We start from the raw sequence: 17,340 nt of genomic DNA on the forward strand, positions 1-17,340 counted from the left end.
TCTGAATAAGTGCTGGCGTTTCAGGTCCGGTTGCCGATCTGTGTCGGCTGTGCCAGAGCCATGGCCAATTCGCGTACGGGACGCTGTTCGGCGTCCTTGATGTCCTGCAACTGCTGCTCCAGCGAGGCGGCGCCAAACACTGCGCGCAAGCCTTGGGCAGGGTCGGTGGTGCGCCACTGCTTGCCGTCGAAAACCCGCATCGACTCGCCCTCCGGCGCCGCCTCGCGGGCAAACAGGGCGGCAAAGGTACTGGTGCCGAACACGCCCCCATCACCGCCGCCAAAACCGAGAAAGCCCTGCCCCGATCCGTCGCCGCTGCCATCGCTGCTGGCAAATACCTGGGCGATGAAGCTCGGCGCGCTGAGACCGTAGTGAATGAAAATGCTGCCCAGGGTGTCGATGCCACTGCCCAGCGTGCGCTCCTCGAACAGCGGCGCGGGCAGCATCGGCGACGTGCTGGCAACCGACGGCAACTGCGGAACTTGTGGCTGCAGCAGCGGTACGCTCACCGCCGGGTTGCTGACGGGCGGATTGACCCGGAATTCGAGATCGCCGACATCCTGGTTCGGCAACTGATACAGCGGGCTGCTCATCGACACCGCCAGGGCATTGCCGGCGCCGTCGCGGATGCCGCTGTTCAGCGCGTTGAGGCTCAGCCCCAGGCCGCCCTGGCCGCTGATACTGCCCAGGGTTACCCGGTAGGTACGCGCATCCAGTTGCTGCACCGACTGCACCACCCCCGTGGCGCTGCCGCTGGACAGCACGCTGAAGTCAGCGGCATCGACGCCGCTGACCGCCTCGTCAAAGCTCAAGGTGTAGCTCAGCGTCCGCTCGCCGGGCGTTGCCGGAGTTTGCACGGCGATCTCGGCAGGCCGCGGTGCCCGGGCATCGACGAGGATGCCGGCGGTGCTGGCGACGTTGCTCAGGCCGGTGCCGGCATCGTTGCCGCGTGCATCACGCACGGTGCTGCCATTAAGGTCCAGGCTCGGCGCCACGCTCAGGCCATTGCTGGCCTGCAGGCCCGGGCTGATGGTCAGGCGGAACACCAGGGTGTTGCTGCCGGAGCCGCAAACGTAATCGGCATACACCACCCGGCCATTGTCCAGGGTGACCGCCAGGCGCGGCGCGCCATCGGCGGTATCGACCAGCACCGCTTCGTCCAGCTGCACGCTGAACTCCAGCCCCTGCCCGGCGACATAACTGCCCGCCGCCGGCACCGCCACCGCAGTCACGCTTGGCGCCACGCGGTCGATACTGTAGCTGCTGCCTTGCAGGCCCCCTGCAAGGGCGTTGCCGGCCGCATCGGTGATGCCGGTGCCGGTCGGATTCAGGTCCAGGCGCAGGGTGCCGACACCGCTGAGGTTGTCGACCAGGACGCTGTAGGTGCGCCCGTCAAGCTGCGTCACGCTGCTGATCCGCCCGCTGGCGCTGGCGCTGAACGCCAGGCTGAAGTCGGCCAGGTCAACGCCGCTGACGCTCTCGTCGAAGCTCACGGTGTAGCGCAGCGAACCGCTGTTGCTCGGGCTGACATCGACGCGAACGATATCCGCCACTTGTGGCGCTGCGGTATCGATACGCACCCCTGTGGTGCTGGCGAGCCCGTTCAGGCCCAGGTTAAGGGGGTTGCCTGCCGCATCGCGCACTGTGCCACCGTTCAGATCCAGGGTGCTGCCGACCTGGATGCCATCGGCATCGTTGTTACCGGCTTGCACGCTGTACTGGAACACCAACTGGCCGCTACCAGAGCCGGACACATAGCTGGCATAGCGGGTCAGCCCGCCAATAGTCAGCTGCAGGCGCGGCGTGCCGGCAGAGGTATCGACGATCAGCGCTTCACTGGCGTTGACCGTGAAGCTCAGCACGTCGCCAGCGTTGTAGCTGCCTGCTGCCGGTACCGACACGCTGGCCACCGTCGGCAGCACAGCGTCGACCAGTACGCCACTGGTGCTGGCGACGTTGTTGAGGCTGATCAGCGCGTCATTGCCAGCGCTGTCGCGCAGTGCACCGCCATTGAGCACCAGGCCGCTGCCCAGGCTGATGCCGGTGCTGTCGAGCTGGCCGGTGCTGACCGTCAGGCGGAACACCAGCGCGCCAGTGCCAGAGCCGGACAGATAATCAGCAAACACTGTGCCGCCAGTGTCCAGGGTGATTTGCAGGCGCGGTGTACCGGTGACCATCACCGCCTCGCTGAGGTTGACGGTAAAGTCCAGGTGCTGGCCAGCGACATAGTTGCCGTCGGCCGGCACCGTAACGCTGTTGACCGTCGGTGCCACCCGGTCGATCTGGTAGCTGGCGCCGCTCTGCCCATTGCTCAGGCTGTTGCCGGCCGCGTCGCTGATGCCGGTGGCGCTGCTGTTGAGGTCCAGGCGCAGGCTGCCAACGCCGCTCAGGCCGGACACCAGTACGCTGTAGGTGCGCCCGTCCAGCGAGGTGACGCTGCTGATGCTGCCGTTGGCCGTGCCACTGAACACCAGGCTGAAGTCGCTGGCATCGACACCGCTGACCGCTTCGCTGAAGGTCACGTTGTAGCGCACGCTGCCGGCATTGCTCGGGCTGGCATCGATGGCCAGCAGCGCTCCAGCGCTGGGTGCCAGGGTATCGACCAGCACGCCGGCGGTACTGCCCAGGCCGTTGAGGGCCAGCACCAGGCCGTTGCCGGCGGCATCGCGCAGCGTACCACCGTTGAGGTCCAGGGTGCTGCCGAGCTGAATACCATCGGCATCGTTGACGCCGGCATCGACACTGTACTGGAACAGCAACTGGCCGCTACCGGAGCCGGACACATAGCTGGCATAGCGGCTCAGCCCGCCAATGGTCAGTTGCAGGCGCGGCGTACCGGTGGAGGTATCGACGATCAGCGCTTCGCTGGCGTTGACGGTGAAGCTCAGCACGTCGCCGGCCTTGTAGCTGCCCGCAGCCGGTACCGCGACGCTGCCGATAACCGGCGCCACGGCATCGACATTGACGCCCGTGGTGCTGCCGACGTTGTTGAGTGTCGCGCCTGCCAGATTGCCCGCCTGGTCGCGAACCGATCCGCCGTTGAGCACCAGGTTGCTGCCCAGGGTGATGCCGTTGCTATCGAGCTGACCGCTGCTGACCGTCAGGCGGAATACCAGCGCGCCGGTCCCGGAGCCGGACAGGTAATCGGCGAACACGGTGCCGCCAGTGTCCAGGGTGATCTGCAGGCGCGGTGTACCGGTCACCGTCACTGCCTCGCTGAGGTTGACGGTGAAGTCCAGCTGCTGGCCGGCGACGTAGGTGCCATTGGCCGGCACGCTGACACTGGTAACCTGCGGCGCGATGCCGTCGATGACCAGGTTGTGGTTGGCCCCCAGCGAATGGGCGGAGCCCGGCGTTGGCAAGGTCAAAACGGCATTGTCGAAGGTGGCGTTGCGAATCACTGCACCATTGAGGGCCAGGGCGGCGCTGCCGGCGTAGTCGAGGTCGGCGCTGGTATCACCGGCCTGCACGGTGTACTGGAACGTCAGGGTGTTAGTGCCCGAGCCGGCCACATAGGTGGCATAGCGATCGATAAGGCCGGTTTCCAGCAGCAAGGCCGGGATGCCGCCAGTGGTGTCGACGCTGACCATCTGGTCGAAGGTCAGGGTCAGGGTAATGCTGTCGCCGGTCTTGTAGCTGCCATTGGCGCTCTGCGCCGAGACATCGGTAACCCGCGGGTTCAACGAGGCGACGTTGATGCTAACGGTGTCGGTGTCGGTCTGCGCCCCGCCGCTGCCGCTGCCGCCCAGGTCGCTGGTGGTGATCTGCAGGCTGGCCGAACCGTGGTAGCCGGCCACCGGGGAGAACACCAGGCCGTTGAGCGCGGCATTGATATCGCTTTGCGAGCCGGTGAAGGTCATGCTCGCATCGCCCGCGCCGCTGCCGACGGTAAACACCAGGCCGCTGAGGCTCGACAGCGTCAGCAGGCCGTTGCTGGCGGTCAAGGTCACCTGCAGGGCGGCGCCGCCGACGTCAACATCGCTGATACTGATCAGGTTGCCGTTGCCATTGTTGAAGGTCAGCGAGCCGTCCTGAAGGACGTTCTGGCTGCTCGGTACCTGGTTGACCGGCGCATCGTTGACCGCACCAATGGCCAGCGTTACCACCCGCTGAGTGAGCTGCACCCCGCCGCTGCCCGTGTTGCCGCCATCGTTGTAGGTCACCGTCAGGTTGACGTTGCCGTTACCGTTGGCGGCGCCGATGTAGGAGACCCCGTTGGCGGCGATAAAGGCGTTGATGTCCGATACCGAGCCGACCAGTATCAGACCGCTGCCCAGCGTGTTGACCGTGACGCCGGCGCCACTGTTGGCGCGCAGTTGGCCCAGCGCCACGCTCAGGGTCAGGGTGACCTGCCCGCTGCCGGCATCGGCATCGCTGATGGAAATGCCCGACACCGTGCCAGAAGCATCTTCATTGAAGTTCAGGCTGCTCGGTACGCTGAGGATCCCGGCGTCGTTGACGGCCTGGATGTTGACGGCCTTGCTGGCGACGGCGCTGTCGCTGTTGCCGTCATTGACCGAGAACGACACGGTGCGCGTCGAGGTGTCGGGGTTGTCGGAAACGTTGCGATAGCCCACCGATTGCAGGGCGACCTGCCACTGCCAAAGGGTCGCGGTGGCCCCCGCCGACGTCAGGGTCAGGACGCCGGTCGCGGCGTTGTAACTGGCGTTGATGTTGCCCGTGGTCGGCGAACCGGGGCTGAACTCCAGTACATCCTGGCCGGCGCGAAAGTTGCCGGTGATGCTGATGGTAGCGCTGGCCAGGGTGTTGCTGTCGATGTCGCTGAGCGTCAGCCCGCTGTCGATTGCCACGGGCCCTGCGTTCTCGAAGTAGGTTTCGCTGCCGCCGCTGGTGGCGATCACCGGCGTATCGTCTACTGTCGCCACGGTCAAGGTGCGGGTTGCGGCCGGGCTGTCCAGGGTGCCGTCGTTGACCACGAAACTCAGGGTCCGGGTGGCCGTGCTGGGCGATTCGCTCTGGTTGCTGAAGGTCACCGAGGCCAATGCCGCCTGCCACTGCGCAAGGGTGGCAGCGGCGCCTGCGGAGGTCAGGGTCAGCACGCCGGTGGAAACGTCGTAGCTGGCGCTGATGTTGCCCATGGTTGCCGGGTTGTTGGTAAATGCCAGCACGTCGAAACCGCCCTGGAAATTACCGATAATGCTGACCCTGGCGCTGGCCAGGGTGCTGTTGTCGGAATCGCTCAGGGTCAGGCCGCTGTCGATGACTACCGGGGTCGAGGGGCCGTTGTTGCCCTCGACGAAGTGCGCGCTGCCAGCGCTGGTGCTCAGGTTCGGCGCGTCATTGACCGCCGTGACGGAGATGCTGGCAGTGTCGCTGGCGATGGAAAACGCCGTGCTGGCGCCGCTGGCCGTGGTGTCGACCTTGCTGCCCTGCTGCCCTGCCGAGGCGCCAGTCTGGTCCCAGGCCTTGTAGGTCAGGGTTGCCACCATGGCGCTGGCGCCGTCGGGCACCAGGCGCAGCTTGTCGCTACCGCGCAGCAGCAAGGCACTGTTGCCGGCCACGGCGCCGATATCGCTCCAGGTGCTGCCATCGGTGCTGTACTGCCAGGTGCCGGTGCCGCTGTTCAGGCCGGTGATGGCGATACCGACAAGGGCGCCGGTGTCGACATCGGTTACGCCACTGAGGAAGCTGGCAACGGTTTGCCCGGGGTTGTTCAGCTGGCCATCAGTGATGCCGATGAGCACCGGTGCAGTCGGGGTCAGCAGCGGCGCGTCGTTGACCGCGCTGATTGTGATCTGCGCCTGCGCGGTGCCGACCGAGAAGCTGCTGCTGCCGCCGTTAATGGTGGTGTCGCCAGTGTGGCGTACTGAGCTGCTGGAGGCCGTGCCGCTGGTCTGGTCCCAGGCCCGCAAGGTCAGGCTGGCGCTACCGGCATTGGTGCCATCGGGGACGAAACGCACTTGCGTGGTGCTCGACAGCAGCAGGCCGGCGCTGCTGGAGACCGCGCCGATGTCGGCCCAACTGAATCCGTCGCTGGAGTACTGCCAGAAGCCATTACCGCTGCTGCCGATCACGGCGACGCCGCTCAGCGAACCGGCGCCGTCGACATCGCCATGGCTCAGCCCGGCAAGAATGCTTGCAATCAGCTGGCCGCTGGAGCTGCTGTCTTCATCGGTGCCCGGCAGCACGAACGGCCCGCCCGAGAGGCTGGGCGCATCGTTGCTGGCCTGCACCGTGACCGTTGCGCTGATGGCCAGCGAAGTGCTGTCGGCACCGCCATTGCCGGTGCCGCCGGTGTCCGCCACGCCGCTCAAGGTGATCACCCGGGTGCCGATGGTCGGCGCATGGCTGAGGTTGCTGTATTGCACGCCATCGATCAGCGTCTGGGTCAGGCCGCTGCTGATGCCGGCGGCCTTGGTCAGGGTCACCGTCGCGGTCGCGCCGCTGAGCGTCACCGAATAGCTGAAGCCGTTGATGGCCGTGGTGCCCGAGGCGCCGTTGACCAGGTCGATGTTGCTGCCGTCGAGGGTCAGGCGCTCGTTGCCGGGATCACTGACATTGCTGACGGTGAAGGTCAGCTGCTTGATGCCCTGCCCGGCCTCGACGGTAGACACCACCACCGCGCTGAACAGGTCGACCGGCGCGCCACCTTCGGTGAAGGTCGGGGTGCCGCCGCTGGCGGTTACCGTCGGTGCATCGTTGACCGCGCTGACATTGACGCTGACCAGGGCGCTGGCGTCGCTGGCGCTGTCGCCATCGTTGATGCTGACCTGCACCGTACGCGCCGCGGTTGAGATATCGCCATTGTTGCTGTTGCTGTAGGTCAGGTTGCGCACCAGCGCCTGCACCGCAGCGGCGGTCGCGTTGCTGTTGAGCGAGATCACCAGGTTGCTGCTGGCGCTGCCGCCGGCAAAGCTGCCGATGATCACCCCGGCATAAGTCACGTTGCTGCCCGAGACACCGATCTGCCCGGCCCCGCTGCCCTGGTTGAAGATCCCCAGCAGGTCTTCGCCGCTGACCCGGTTGGCGGTGATCGCCACGGTGACGTTGCCGCCGTTGAAGTCCGCCGAGTCCAGGTCGGTGAGCAGCGCATTGCCGCCGGCATCGAGCAGCACCGGCGCCCCACCCTCGATAAAGGTGTTGCTGTCGCCATTAAGGTTGCTCAGCACCGGCGGGTCATTGGACTTGGTGGTGAAGTTCAGCGTGGTGTTGTTCTTCACCCCCTTGAAGATCGCGCCATCGCCATCGACGAAGGTCTTGGCGTCCAGGCGGATGGCATAGCCGGTGCCCAGTGCCAGGGGGACCGGCAGGGCGATGGTCCAGGTGGTGCCGGAGCCGCTGATCTGCGCACTGCCAATGGCGATGGTCTGGACCACGACATTGTCGAAGGTGCGCACGATGTAGATGTTGCCGCTGCTACCCTTGCTCACCGCTTCGTTGAAGGTCAGCACGATGTTGGCGTTGGTGTCGACGTTGCTGGCGTTGTCGCTGGGCGTCGAGCTGACCACGATCGGTGGGCGGTCGTTCTGTACATACAGGTTGCCGGCGGTGCCGTTGAACCCACCATACAGGTCGATATCGCCGTCGCCGTCGAAGTCGGCGGCGCGATAGGTGGTGCCGGTATGATCGACCAGGCTCAGGCCGGCCAGCGGCGACTGGGCCAGGGTCTGCAGGGTGAAGGTGCCGTCGCCGTTGCTGCGCGCATAGGCGAAGGCTGTGCCGTTGCCGCCAGTCTGGTAGAGGATGTCGGCATCGCCATCGCTGTCGAAGTCGGCCAGCACCATGCGGCCGAACGCTGCCGGGGCCGGGAACGAGGCGGTTGACTGGCTGCTGAAGGAGGCGCCGTCATTGCGCAGGTAGACCCCGGTGGTGGCGTTACTGCCGGCCAGTACGTCGATGTCACCGTCGCCGTCGATGTCGGCGGCGTAGTAGTTGCTGCCGTTGTGGTCCGGCAGCGTCAACCCGGCAAAGGGTGATTGCGCCAGGGTCAACAAGGTAAAGGTGCCGTTGCCGTTGCTGCGCGCATAGGCGAAGCCGGTGCCGTTGGCGCCGGTCTGGTACAGCAGGTCGGCGTCGCCGTCGTTGTCGAAGTCAGCGGCGAGCATCCGTGAGCCGGCCGCTGGCGCCGGGAAGCTTGCCGTCGACTGGCTGCTGAAACTGCCGCCGTCGTTGCGCAGGTAGGTGCCGGTAGTGCCGTTGACCCCGGCCAGCACATCGAGGTCGCCGTCGCCATCGAAGTCGGCAACGTGGTAGTTGGAGCCGGTATGGTCCGGCAGCGACAACCCGGCAAAGGGCGACTGCGCCAGGCTTTGCAGGGTGAAGCTGCCGTTGCCGTTGCTGCGCGCGAATGCCCAGAGCGAACCATTGCCCCCGGTCTGGTAGAGGATGTCGGCGTCGCCGTCGTTGTCGAAATCGCCCACCACCACCCGGCTGCCGGCGGCGATGGTGGTGCCGCTCAGCGGCGCGCTGCCGGTACTCCAGGAGGTGGCCAGCAGCCCCTGGTAATCGTTGAGCGCCAGGGCCGTGGTTGCCAGCGGGCCGCTGCTGCGCTCCAGGGTCCAGTTGCCGCCCAGCGCACCGCTACCGGTGTCGTCGCTGGAGGCGCCGATGTCGGCACCGGTCAGGCTTGCCAGCTGGCTGACAAAGGCCTGGCCAGCATCGTCCTTGCCGACCTGGCAGCCATACAGCATCAGGTCGCCGTCGGCCTTGAGCGACTGGCCGATGGACTGCAGCGTCTCGCCGTGATCGGCAAGGTTGCTGCTGCTCAGCCAGACATTGCCCAACTGCACGGTACCCGACGCACCGTGGGAAAATACATGGATGGCATCCAGGTCGCTGCGGCCCTTGAGGTAGTCGGCCATTTGCTGCAGGCCGTCCTTGCCCGGGTCGAGCACCACCACTTCACTGCCCGCCGGCAGGCCCTTGAGGGCTTCCTGCGGGTTGCTGATCTGGCCATCGACAAACACCACTTCATGGCGTTCGCTGGCACTGGCGCCACGCGTATCGGCCGTGGCCAGCGCGGCCTTGTCGGCCTGCGCGGTATCGCTTGCGCTGTCTTTGCCGGTGTCCTTGGCGGCCTCGGCAGTTGCCTCCTGGGCAACCACCGCAACCGAGGCGTCGAACATGATCCGCGGTTCCAGGGCAAACAACAGCGGTGCCTGACCGGCAGGGGTGGGCACTGGCCGGCCCTGGCGTTTGAATCGGTCGATGAACTTCATGTTGCACCTCAGGCTGTACGGGTTGTTGCCCTAAAACTGCTATGGAACGGCTATGGCAGCGGTGGCGCGCATCACGCGCCACCGCGCCGGTTTCATCAACCGCGCGAAGGGAAGATGCCTTCGGTGGCGATGATCATGCTCAGGCCCAGGTACGGGCTGAGGTTGTTGAAGGGCTGATTGCCACCGGCAACGCCACAGCTTTGCGCTGCCAGGTTGGTCAGCGCCGTGGGGTTGCCATAGATGTTGACCGTGCCCAGGTTGGCATCGCCGCTCTGCGCCAGAACCAGGCTTGCCGTGCCTTTGTCGGCGCCGGCAGCTTCCGTCGAGACCATTAGCGGATGGCTGTGCATCGGCATTTGCTGCACGGTCAGCGTGGTGTTCTGGCTACCTCCCGTTTCACCGAGATCGACTTCACCCAGGCCCGGGCCCTGGCCCCAACCGACGGGCGAGCGGCCGCGCAGGTCGGGCAAGCCGAAGGTGACCCGGCCGTCGCCGCCATAGATCGTGCCGAGGATCGAAAACAGCGCGGCGTTTTGCGATATCGCCATCAATTGCCCACTGCACATTGCATAACCACGGGGCGCAAAGTTGCCACCGAACATCTTGATCTCACCGAGGAAGGGATCACTCATCTGGCATTACCTGTTTTTGGGTTGTGGGTGTGAACAGATCAGTTCAGGGCGCTCAGGCCTGCGGCTCCCGCTCACGGTGCAGCACCGCCTGCAGCACATGGCGGCCATCGGGCTCGGGCTGCACCGGGGTCATCAGCAGCAACCATTCCTGCTGCTGCGGACCGATAACGCGGTACACGCCCTGCTGCGGCAGCAGGCCGGCGGGCAAGGCGAAAAACACCAGGAAGCATTCGTGGCGGGCGCTCATGGCCACGCCCTCACTCAGTTGCACGCGTTCGACGGCTACGCGCTGCTCCGGCCCCAGCCAGAGCGCAAAGGCATGGCGGTCGGCCGCTTGCAGCTCGGCGAAGGTGGGCATGGGGAACTGGCCGGCGGCGCTCATGAGGCCTGCGCCATCAGGCAGCCAGGCACCGGCTCACGGCGCAGGCGGCGGTAGACCCCCGACTCGCCGACCGGGATAAAACCAAGCCTTGCATACAGCCGTTGCGCCGGATTGTAGTGCTCGACACACAGCTCGCAGGCCAGCCCGCGCTGGTCGGCGCGGCGCAGCAAGTCGTCGAGAATGGCGCTGCCAGTGCCGTGGCCAATGCAGGCGGGCAACAAGGCGATATCGATGAGGTTGAGTGCAGTCTGCCCCCAGAACAGGTACAGGCGGCCGATGGCCTGGCCCTGGCGTTCGACCAGGAGGAACTCACCGTCCGGGTAATGGGCCTGGTAATACTGGTGCTGGGCATTGAATTGCTGGCGCAGAAACTGCGCAATCTGCTCGGCCGACCAGCCGCTGTGGCGCATTTCGCCGGCGCGGGTGGTGGCGTACAAATGCTCAAGGAAAGGCAGGTCGCCTTGGCCGATGGGGCGGAAACTCAAACCGAGTGGGTTCATCGTGTGTAGCGTCCCTGCGAGATGCTGAGCATTGATCCGTCCGCCCCAATGCCCCACGCCTGGCGTGAGATCATTGTGATGGCATTTTATTCTAATTGTCTGACAATCGCACTATCAAAATCCGCTTTCTCTTACCCCCAGCGCAGCCATTCGTCGCCATGCCGATGCCAGCAACGATTGACCCTTGCCTTCGAGCACCACCAGCCCGCGAACCGGGCGTTGGAGGCCCCCAGGCGGGCTGTTTTCGAGGGCAAAGCGTACGCCGTATTGCCCCTGCAGCGGCTGCGCCCGGCGGTTCTCGTCGCGGCGGATGGCGATGGGGCCCTGGTGCTCGGAAACCAGCGCCTCCTGATCGATGGCGCTGACCCCGGTGGTGTCGATATCGCTGAGGCTGACCCGCAGCGAATCGCGCAGCGGATCATCGGCAACAAAATGCCCGGGCGCGCCGGCCTCGACCCGCCACAAGTCCGCTTCGGCCAGGTAACCACGCAGGCGCAGGCCCTCCTCGACCACTGCAGCCAGCGGCAACTGCGCGGCAATCCAGCGGCCCGGTGCCAGGCCCACGGCCAGGTCGCGTATCACCCCGGCGTGCGGCGCGCGCAGGTTCAGGCGCTCGCGCTGGGCGGCCAGGCCACGGTATTCGGCCACCGCCTCGGCCAGGCGCTGCTCAAGGATGCCGCTGTCGGCAGCGGTTTCACTGCGCCCGGCCTGGCGACGCAATTGCAGCTGCAGGATCTGGATTTCGCGCCGTACGATCTGCAGGCGCGATTCCAGGTCCGGTGACTCCAGCACCACCAGTAACTGATCGCGGGCCACGCGCTGGCCGTCCTGCACATGCACCTCGCGGATACGCGCTGCGGTCGGTGCATGCAGGGCACTGACCCGCGACGCTTCGAGCAGCGCCGGCACCTCGACATCGCTGCGCCACGGCAACACCAGCACCAGCAGCACCGCCAGCAGGCCGAGGCCCAGGCCCAGCACCTTGCGCGGTTGCGCCCGCTGGCGTTGCTGCCACCAGTGCTGGCCCTCCTTATAGACCGGCAAGGCGATGAACCAGGTCAGCTCGACCAGCATCAAAAAGATGCCCAGCGCCTTGAAAAACAAGTGATACACCGCCAGGGCGATGCCGAAAAACAGCACTGCGCGCCACAGCCAGGCGGCGTAACCCCAGCTCAACAAGCGCCGGCGCATGGCCGCAGACCACGGTTCGGGCGCCGCCTCGCCATAACCGAACAGCGCCTCGCGCAAGCGCCAGCGGCACAGGGCGAAGGCCCGGCCCTGGAGGTTGTCGACCGCCCACAGATCGCTGAGCAGAAAGTAGCCGTCAAAGCGCATCAACGGGTTGAGGTTGATCGCCAGGGTGGTGATCCAAGTGGCGCTGGCCAGCATGAACGCCGCCGTGCGCCCTGCCCCGTCCGGCAACAACGACCAGGCCAGCAGGGCCAGGCAGGCCAGCAGCAACTCGGCGAGCACCCCGCCGGCGCCGATCAACAGGCGGGTGCGGCGGTCCTGCACGCGCCAGGCATCGCTGACATCGGTGTAGAGCATCGGCAACAGCACCATGAACGCCAGGCCCATGCTCGGCACCCGGCAGCCGGCGCGTTTGGCCATGTAGGCGTGGCCGAATTCGTGGCACAACTTGGCAAAGCCCAGGGCGATGGCAAAGGCTGCAGCACCGCCGAGGCTCAACAGGTGGGGAAAGGTTGCGAGAAAACGCTGCCAGTCGCGCATGACCAGAAACAGCCCCAGGCACAGTACCGTGGGCAGGCCGTAGCGCAACAGGTTCGGGCCGAACCGCGCCAGCCACGGCCAGGTACGGTTGAGAAAGGCATCCGGGCGCCACAATGGAATACGAAAGAACAGGTACTTGTGCAGCAACTGGGTCCACAGCCCCTGGCGCTGGCGGGCGGCCTTGTCGGCGTAGCTGGCCCGTTGCTCGTCATCACTGGCGGTGACCAGGTCATGGCCACGCAAAAAGCGCAACAGCTCCTCAATGGCCGTGCCCGGCAGCGGCATGCCCGGTTCGCGATTGGCTGCGGCCAGCACCCGCGCCGGATCGCCCAGCGCCCAGTGCCGCAACAGGCGCATGGCGGGCGCGCCGAGCTTGAAATAGCGCCCGCGCAGCGGGTCGGCCAGGGTCCATTGCGCAGCGCCGTCCAGCCCTGGCGCGGCGGGCGACAGTTGCAGGTCCGGGCGCAGTGCCGGCAGCATCAAAGGCCCACCGTCTGGCGCAGGGCCGCCAACGGCCGGCGCAGCAGGTACAGCGCCAGCGGTGCACGCTGGCCAAACAGCTTGGCGGTGCCACGCAGGCCGATGCGCGGCGGCGCGTCGGTAAAGCGTGCGTCCAGGCGATAAGCCAGTTGCCCGGCCGGAGTGTTCTGCGCTTCGTAGGCGGCGCGTTCGAGCTCGGCGCCATGGCGGTGCAGCGGGTCGCTGTCAAGAAACAGCGCCACTTCGGCGCCGGGCTCAAGGCTCAAGGCATCGGCCACCGGCAGCTCGATGCGCAGCTCGGCCTGGGCCGGGTCGGCGATTTCCAGCAGACGCTCGCCGGTCTGCAGTGGCTTGCCGGTCAGGCGCTGGGCGTCGGCGAACACGGCAATACCGGCACGCTCGGCACGCACATCGGCGCGCGCCAGCAGCTCGCGGGCATAATCGCGCTCGGCGCGCTTTTGCTCGACACGGGCGGCCAGCAGGTCAAGCCGGGCGCTGGATTCAGCATCGGAAAAGGCTCGCTGGGTGTTAGCCTTGAGCTCGGCCTCGGCGACCCCGAGGGTGCGCTCGGCAACATCGGCCTGGGCCTTGAGGCTGGTGGCGTCGAAGCGCACCAGCACCTGCCCGGCCTGCACCGCCTGGTTGGGCTTGATCAGGAACTCGGCGATCACCCCATCCAGCGGTGCGGCCACCACCTGGCCGTTGCGTGGCACTACTTCGGCCGGCGCCAACACCGACTGGCGCACCGGCACCAACAGCACCAGCAGGGCTGCGGCGCCGATCGCCCAGCGGCTGCGTGCCGGCCAGCGCAGGCGCCATGGTTTGCCCGGCTGCAAGGCCAGCCAGGCATGGCTGTAACACTCGCCCAGGTGGTTGAGCAAGCTGTGCTCGGCCTCGACCCAAGGGTTGTCGCGGGCCAGCCACAAACCGCCAAAAACCACACCCTGGCGGTCCTTGAGCGGCAGCCAGAAGGCGTGGGCAGCTGACAACGACTGCCAGTCATCGCGGCTGGCCTGATCGAAACTGTCCGGGTTCAGCGGCCCGCTGGTGTCCAGGCGGGCGCTTTTACCCAACTGCGCGCCAGCATGCTCGATGAAAGCCACGAACGGCGCGTTCGCCTCGACCACGCTGATCGCGGTAAGCGCCCGCACCTTGCCAGCGATCAGCAGCGCGGCGTGGCGAAAGGCGAACAGCGGCTGGGGATCGTTGACCATGCTGAAGGCCAGCGCCTCGACCGTGGTCGCGGCGCGGGCCTGATGCTCCAGGCGCAGGTAATGCGCCAGCAGCTGCTCCATGCCATTGGCTACTGGCGCGTTCATGGCTGGCCAGCGAAGTGCGCGGTGCCGCTCATGCCGGCCAGCAGGCCGCGGCTGTCGGCCGGCAGCGTGCCGATCAGCAGCAGGGTCTGGCTGCCTTCATCGATGCGCGCGCCCAGGCGCTTGACCACCGCCTGCAGCGGCGCGCCGGTTTCATCGGGGACGAAGCTGAAGGTCTGTTCCGGCTTGAGCTTGCCCAGCCAGCGCGAAGGCACCAGCAGGTGCACCTCCAGCGAACGGTTGTCGACGATTTCCAGCAACGGCGCGCCGCTGGCCACGCTTTCGTGGGCCTGGACCTTACGGGCAACCACCTGGCCGTCGAACGGGGCCTTGACCTGGCAGCGCTGCACCTGCACCTGATAAACCTGCGCCTCGGCCTGGGCCTGCGCCTGGCGCGCTTCGGCCAGGGTCACTTCGAAGCGCCCGACCGAATTGAGCGCCGCCAGTTGCTGCTTGTTGCGCAGCTCTTCACGGGCCGCACGCACGGCAGCGCCGGCGGCATTCTGCTGGGCCTGGTAAGCGCTGCAATCAAAACGCACCAATACATCGCCCTTGCTGAACGACTGGCCTTCGGCGAACGGCATGTCCACCACCCGCCCGGCCAGCTCGCTGGCCAGCACCGCCTGCGAGCGCGCGCGCAGCACGCCGCGCACTTCGCTGACGCTCGAGGTCGCGCCCTCGAGCAGCGGATCGCTGTCGGCAGCCGCCTGCGCCAGGCTTGCGACCATCACCAACGCCAGGCACCAGGCTCCGTGCTTCATCTCGCTGCATCCTTTCATTATTGGTTGTATGCGTTGTGTATCGGTTGCAGTGGCGCGAACCTGATTACCGTTGGTCAGCAGCCGCTGGCTGGCAACCCAGGCACCGCCCTACGTGCCAGGCACAGGTGGCATGGCAAGTGTAGTAGCGGGGAACATGCGCGATGAAATGCGCGAACTGCAATCAAGGTAAGTGGCAGGATGCTATCAGTGTTTTTCGAGGCGCGGTAGCGGGTGCGAGGGGGTAAACACTATATTTTTTTGGCCCGGCGAGCTGGCCTTCGTCAGCGATGAGAACGATGCTGCTTTTGCGCACGGTTCTCTACCAGCAGCACGCTCAAACACGTCTGAATACATACTCCATAAAATACGAACTTACATCTTGTCAAAACATTTGCATTGACGCTTCAGCCCCTCTGGCGAAAACAATAAACCCAGACCGAGCGATACACAGAAGTTTGAAAAGCAAACATTAAAGATGCTTCCTACAAACAATAAAAAACATTAAACAACTTCCCCCAATACGTTGAAAGCAAACGTTCACGCAGGGCCGCACATGTCATTAAAAAGTCGCTATATGGAAGAACGCCGGCGCCTGCGCGAACTGGCCGACGAATTTGCCGAAGACGATCCGCGCCTGGCGCACTTTCTCGGCAGCGAAGCCTCTGACCCCGACGTCGAGCGATTGATGGAAGGCTTTGCATTCCTGACTGCAAAGCTTGCGATGAAGATCGACGACCACCTGCCGGAAATCACCCAGCCGCTGCTGCAACTGGTCTACCCCAATTTCCTTCGGCCCTTGCCCAGCGTCACCCTGGTGCGCTTCGACCCGATCGATCATGCGCTGAGCGAAAGCCAGCTGATCCCCAAGGGTACCGCGCTGTTCTCCAGGCCGGTCGACGGCGTGAACTGTACCTTTCGCACCTGTACCGACGTGACCCTCTACCCCTTGGTCATCGATGAGATCTGCCACATCGACAGTGCCGACAAATCCATCGTCCACATCGACCTTGGCGCGCTGTCCGAGCAACCGCTGCGCCAGCTCGACTGCGACCGGTTGAGCTTTCATCTGGGAGGCGCTGCAAGCAACGCCCTGACGCTCTACCAATGGCTGTCACAGCACCTGCACAAGGTGGTTTTGCACATCAACGACCATCGCTATTCCCTCCCGCCCGCGACCTTGACCTTTGCCGGTTTCGAACCCGGCGAGGCACTCCTGCCAAGCCCGGGCGAGCACCTGGATGGCTACCGCCTGATACAGGAGTACTTTTACTTCCCGCAGCGCTTTCACGGCTTCAACCTGACCGAACTGCGCCGCTACTGGCCGGACGCCGCAGCCGAGCATATCCGCCTGGAACTGCGTTTTGACGCGCCCTTCCCCAACGGTTTCCAGCTCGACCGCGACAGCTTTTCACTGTACTGCACGCCGGCCATCAACCTCTTCGACCACCCAGCCAGGCCCATCCCGCTTGACGGGCAGGCCGTCTGCGAAGCCGTGCAACCCAGCGGGCGGCGAGCGCAGGCCTATGAGATTTTCAGCGTTGACAAGGTCGCTACCCGACGCCGGGACACGCAGACCTCGCAGGATCAACAAAGCCTGGAGTTTGCGCCCTACGAAGCGCTGCCCCGGCGTGTCGAACGCGCCGAAGAGCGTAGCGCACACTATTACAGCGTGACGCTCGAACAAGACCTGATCAAAGAGCGGGCGCGCCATGTCATCCGCCTGCTGCACGGTGATCAACGCCCCTACCGGGGCCAGCAGCAGACCCTGAACATCGACCTCACCTGCTGCAATGGCAACCTGCCCCTGCAACTGGACATCGGCGATATCAACCTCACCACCCAGGCCACGCCCTCGTTTGCCACCTACCGCAACCTGACCCGCCCGACCCGCTGTTACCCACCGGCGCTGGATGACGACCTGCACGGGGATGTGCAGTGGGTACTGCTTTCCAACCTGGCCCTGAATGACCTGTCGCTGTCCTGCGCCGACGCGCTCAAGGCGGTGCTGCAAGTCTATGACTTCGTGGCGCCCTATGACCTGCAGCACAAGCGCGCCACCCAGCGCCGCCTGAACGCTATCGAACACGCCAGCACGGCGCCGACTGACTGGTTGATCAAGGGCCTGCCCGTGCGCGGCATGCTCACCACCCTCAGGGTCAACCCCAACGCCTTCGACAATGAGGGCGACCTGCAGCTGTTTGGCAGCGTGCTCTCGCACTTCATGGCGCTGTATGCCAGCAGCAACTCCTTTCACCAGCTGGAAATCATCAACAGCGTGCGTAACACCAGCTTCGTCTGGCCCGCACGCACCGGCCAGCAGCCGGTGATGTGAACCCGGCAGGCCGCCACTACCTGAGTA

The 17,340-nt window shown here is 65.6% G+C and carries 8 protein-coding genes; 1 reads left to right on the forward strand and 7 read right to left on the reverse strand.

What is annotated here, in order from left to right:
- Positions 1-20 precede the first annotated feature (20 nt).
- From LOY22_RS15245 to LOY22_RS15275, 7 genes are all read right to left on the reverse strand, one after another.
- Positions 21-9,179 (reverse strand): DUF4347 domain-containing protein, encoded by a 9,159-nt coding sequence (locus tag LOY22_RS15245; RefSeq protein WP_258593783.1) that lies wholly within the window; start codon positions 9,177-9,179, stop codon positions 21-23.
- A gap of 95 nt (positions 9,180-9,274) precedes the next feature.
- A complete protein-coding gene (locus LOY22_RS15250; RefSeq protein WP_045194004.1) occupies positions 9,275-9,811 on the reverse strand; it encodes a phage tail protein in 537 nt (178 codons plus the stop codon).
- A gap of 52 nt (positions 9,812-9,863) precedes the next feature.
- Positions 9,864-10,193 carry a DUF6916 family protein gene (locus LOY22_RS15255; RefSeq protein WP_052676460.1) on the reverse strand — a complete coding sequence of 110 codons (330 nt, stop codon included), beginning with the start codon at positions 10,191-10,193 and terminating at the stop codon, positions 9,864-9,866.
- Positions 10,190-10,693 carry a GNAT family N-acetyltransferase gene (locus tag LOY22_RS15260; protein ID WP_195884376.1) on the reverse strand — a complete coding sequence of 168 codons (504 nt, stop codon included), beginning with the start codon at positions 10,691-10,693 and terminating at the stop codon, positions 10,190-10,192. Before LOY22_RS15260 ends, LOY22_RS15255 begins: the two co-directional genes overlap by 4 nt.
- 114 nt (positions 10,694-10,807) lie before the next feature.
- Positions 10,808-12,907: an HlyD family efflux transporter periplasmic adaptor subunit gene (locus LOY22_RS15265; RefSeq protein WP_177329136.1), complete on the reverse strand. Its 2,100-nt coding sequence runs from the start codon at positions 12,905-12,907 to the stop codon at positions 10,808-10,810.
- Entirely contained in the window at positions 12,904-14,223 is a 1,320-nt protein-coding gene (locus LOY22_RS15270; RefSeq protein WP_258593784.1) for an efflux RND transporter periplasmic adaptor subunit, read from the reverse strand. Before LOY22_RS15270 ends, LOY22_RS15265 begins: the two co-directional genes overlap by 4 nt.
- Positions 14,220-14,981, reverse strand: coding sequence for an efflux RND transporter periplasmic adaptor subunit (locus LOY22_RS15275; RefSeq protein WP_082075376.1), 762 nt, complete (start codon positions 14,979-14,981; stop codon positions 14,220-14,222). Before LOY22_RS15275 ends, LOY22_RS15270 begins: the two co-directional genes overlap by 4 nt.
- A gap of 553 nt (positions 14,982-15,534) precedes the next feature.
- Between LOY22_RS15275 and tssF the strand changes: the two genes are divergently transcribed.
- Complete coding sequence (gene tssF / locus LOY22_RS15280) at positions 15,535-17,313, forward strand: type VI secretion system baseplate subunit TssF (protein ID WP_258593785.1); 1,779 nt, start codon at positions 15,535-15,537, stop codon at positions 17,311-17,313.
- The last annotated feature ends 27 nt before the right edge of the window (positions 17,314-17,340 follow it).

This window comes from Pseudomonas sp. B21-035, assembly GCF_024748945.1.
Lineage (GTDB): Bacteria > Pseudomonadota > Gammaproteobacteria > Pseudomonadales > Pseudomonadaceae > Aquipseudomonas.

What these genes read in the sequence shown, in the direction of transcription:
- LOY22_RS15245 (WP_258593783.1), bottom strand. Translation starts at nt 9,179, where the DNA reads ATGAAGTTCATCGACCGATTCAAACGCCAGGGCCGGCCAGTGCCCACC.
- LOY22_RS15250 (WP_045194004.1), bottom strand. Translation starts at nt 9,811, where the DNA reads ATGAGTGATCCCTTCCTCGGTGAGATCAAGATGTTCGGTGGCAACTTT.
- LOY22_RS15255 (WP_052676460.1), bottom strand. Translation starts at nt 10,193, where the DNA reads ATGAGCGCCGCCGGCCAGTTCCCCATGCCCACCTTCGCCGAGCTGCAA.
- LOY22_RS15260 (WP_195884376.1), bottom strand. Translation starts at nt 10,693, where the DNA reads ATGAACCCACTCGGTTTGAGTTTCCGCCCCATCGGCCAAGGCGACCTG.
- LOY22_RS15270 (WP_258593784.1), bottom strand. Translation starts at nt 14,223, where the DNA reads ATGAACGCGCCAGTAGCCAATGGCATGGAGCAGCTGCTGGCGCATTAC.
- LOY22_RS15275 (WP_082075376.1), bottom strand. Translation starts at nt 14,981, where the DNA reads ATGAAGCACGGAGCCTGGTGCCTGGCGTTGGTGATGGTCGCAAGCCTG.
- tssF (WP_258593785.1), top strand. Translation starts at nt 15,535, where the DNA reads ATGTCATTAAAAAGTCGCTATATGGAAGAACGCCGGCGCCTGCGCGAA.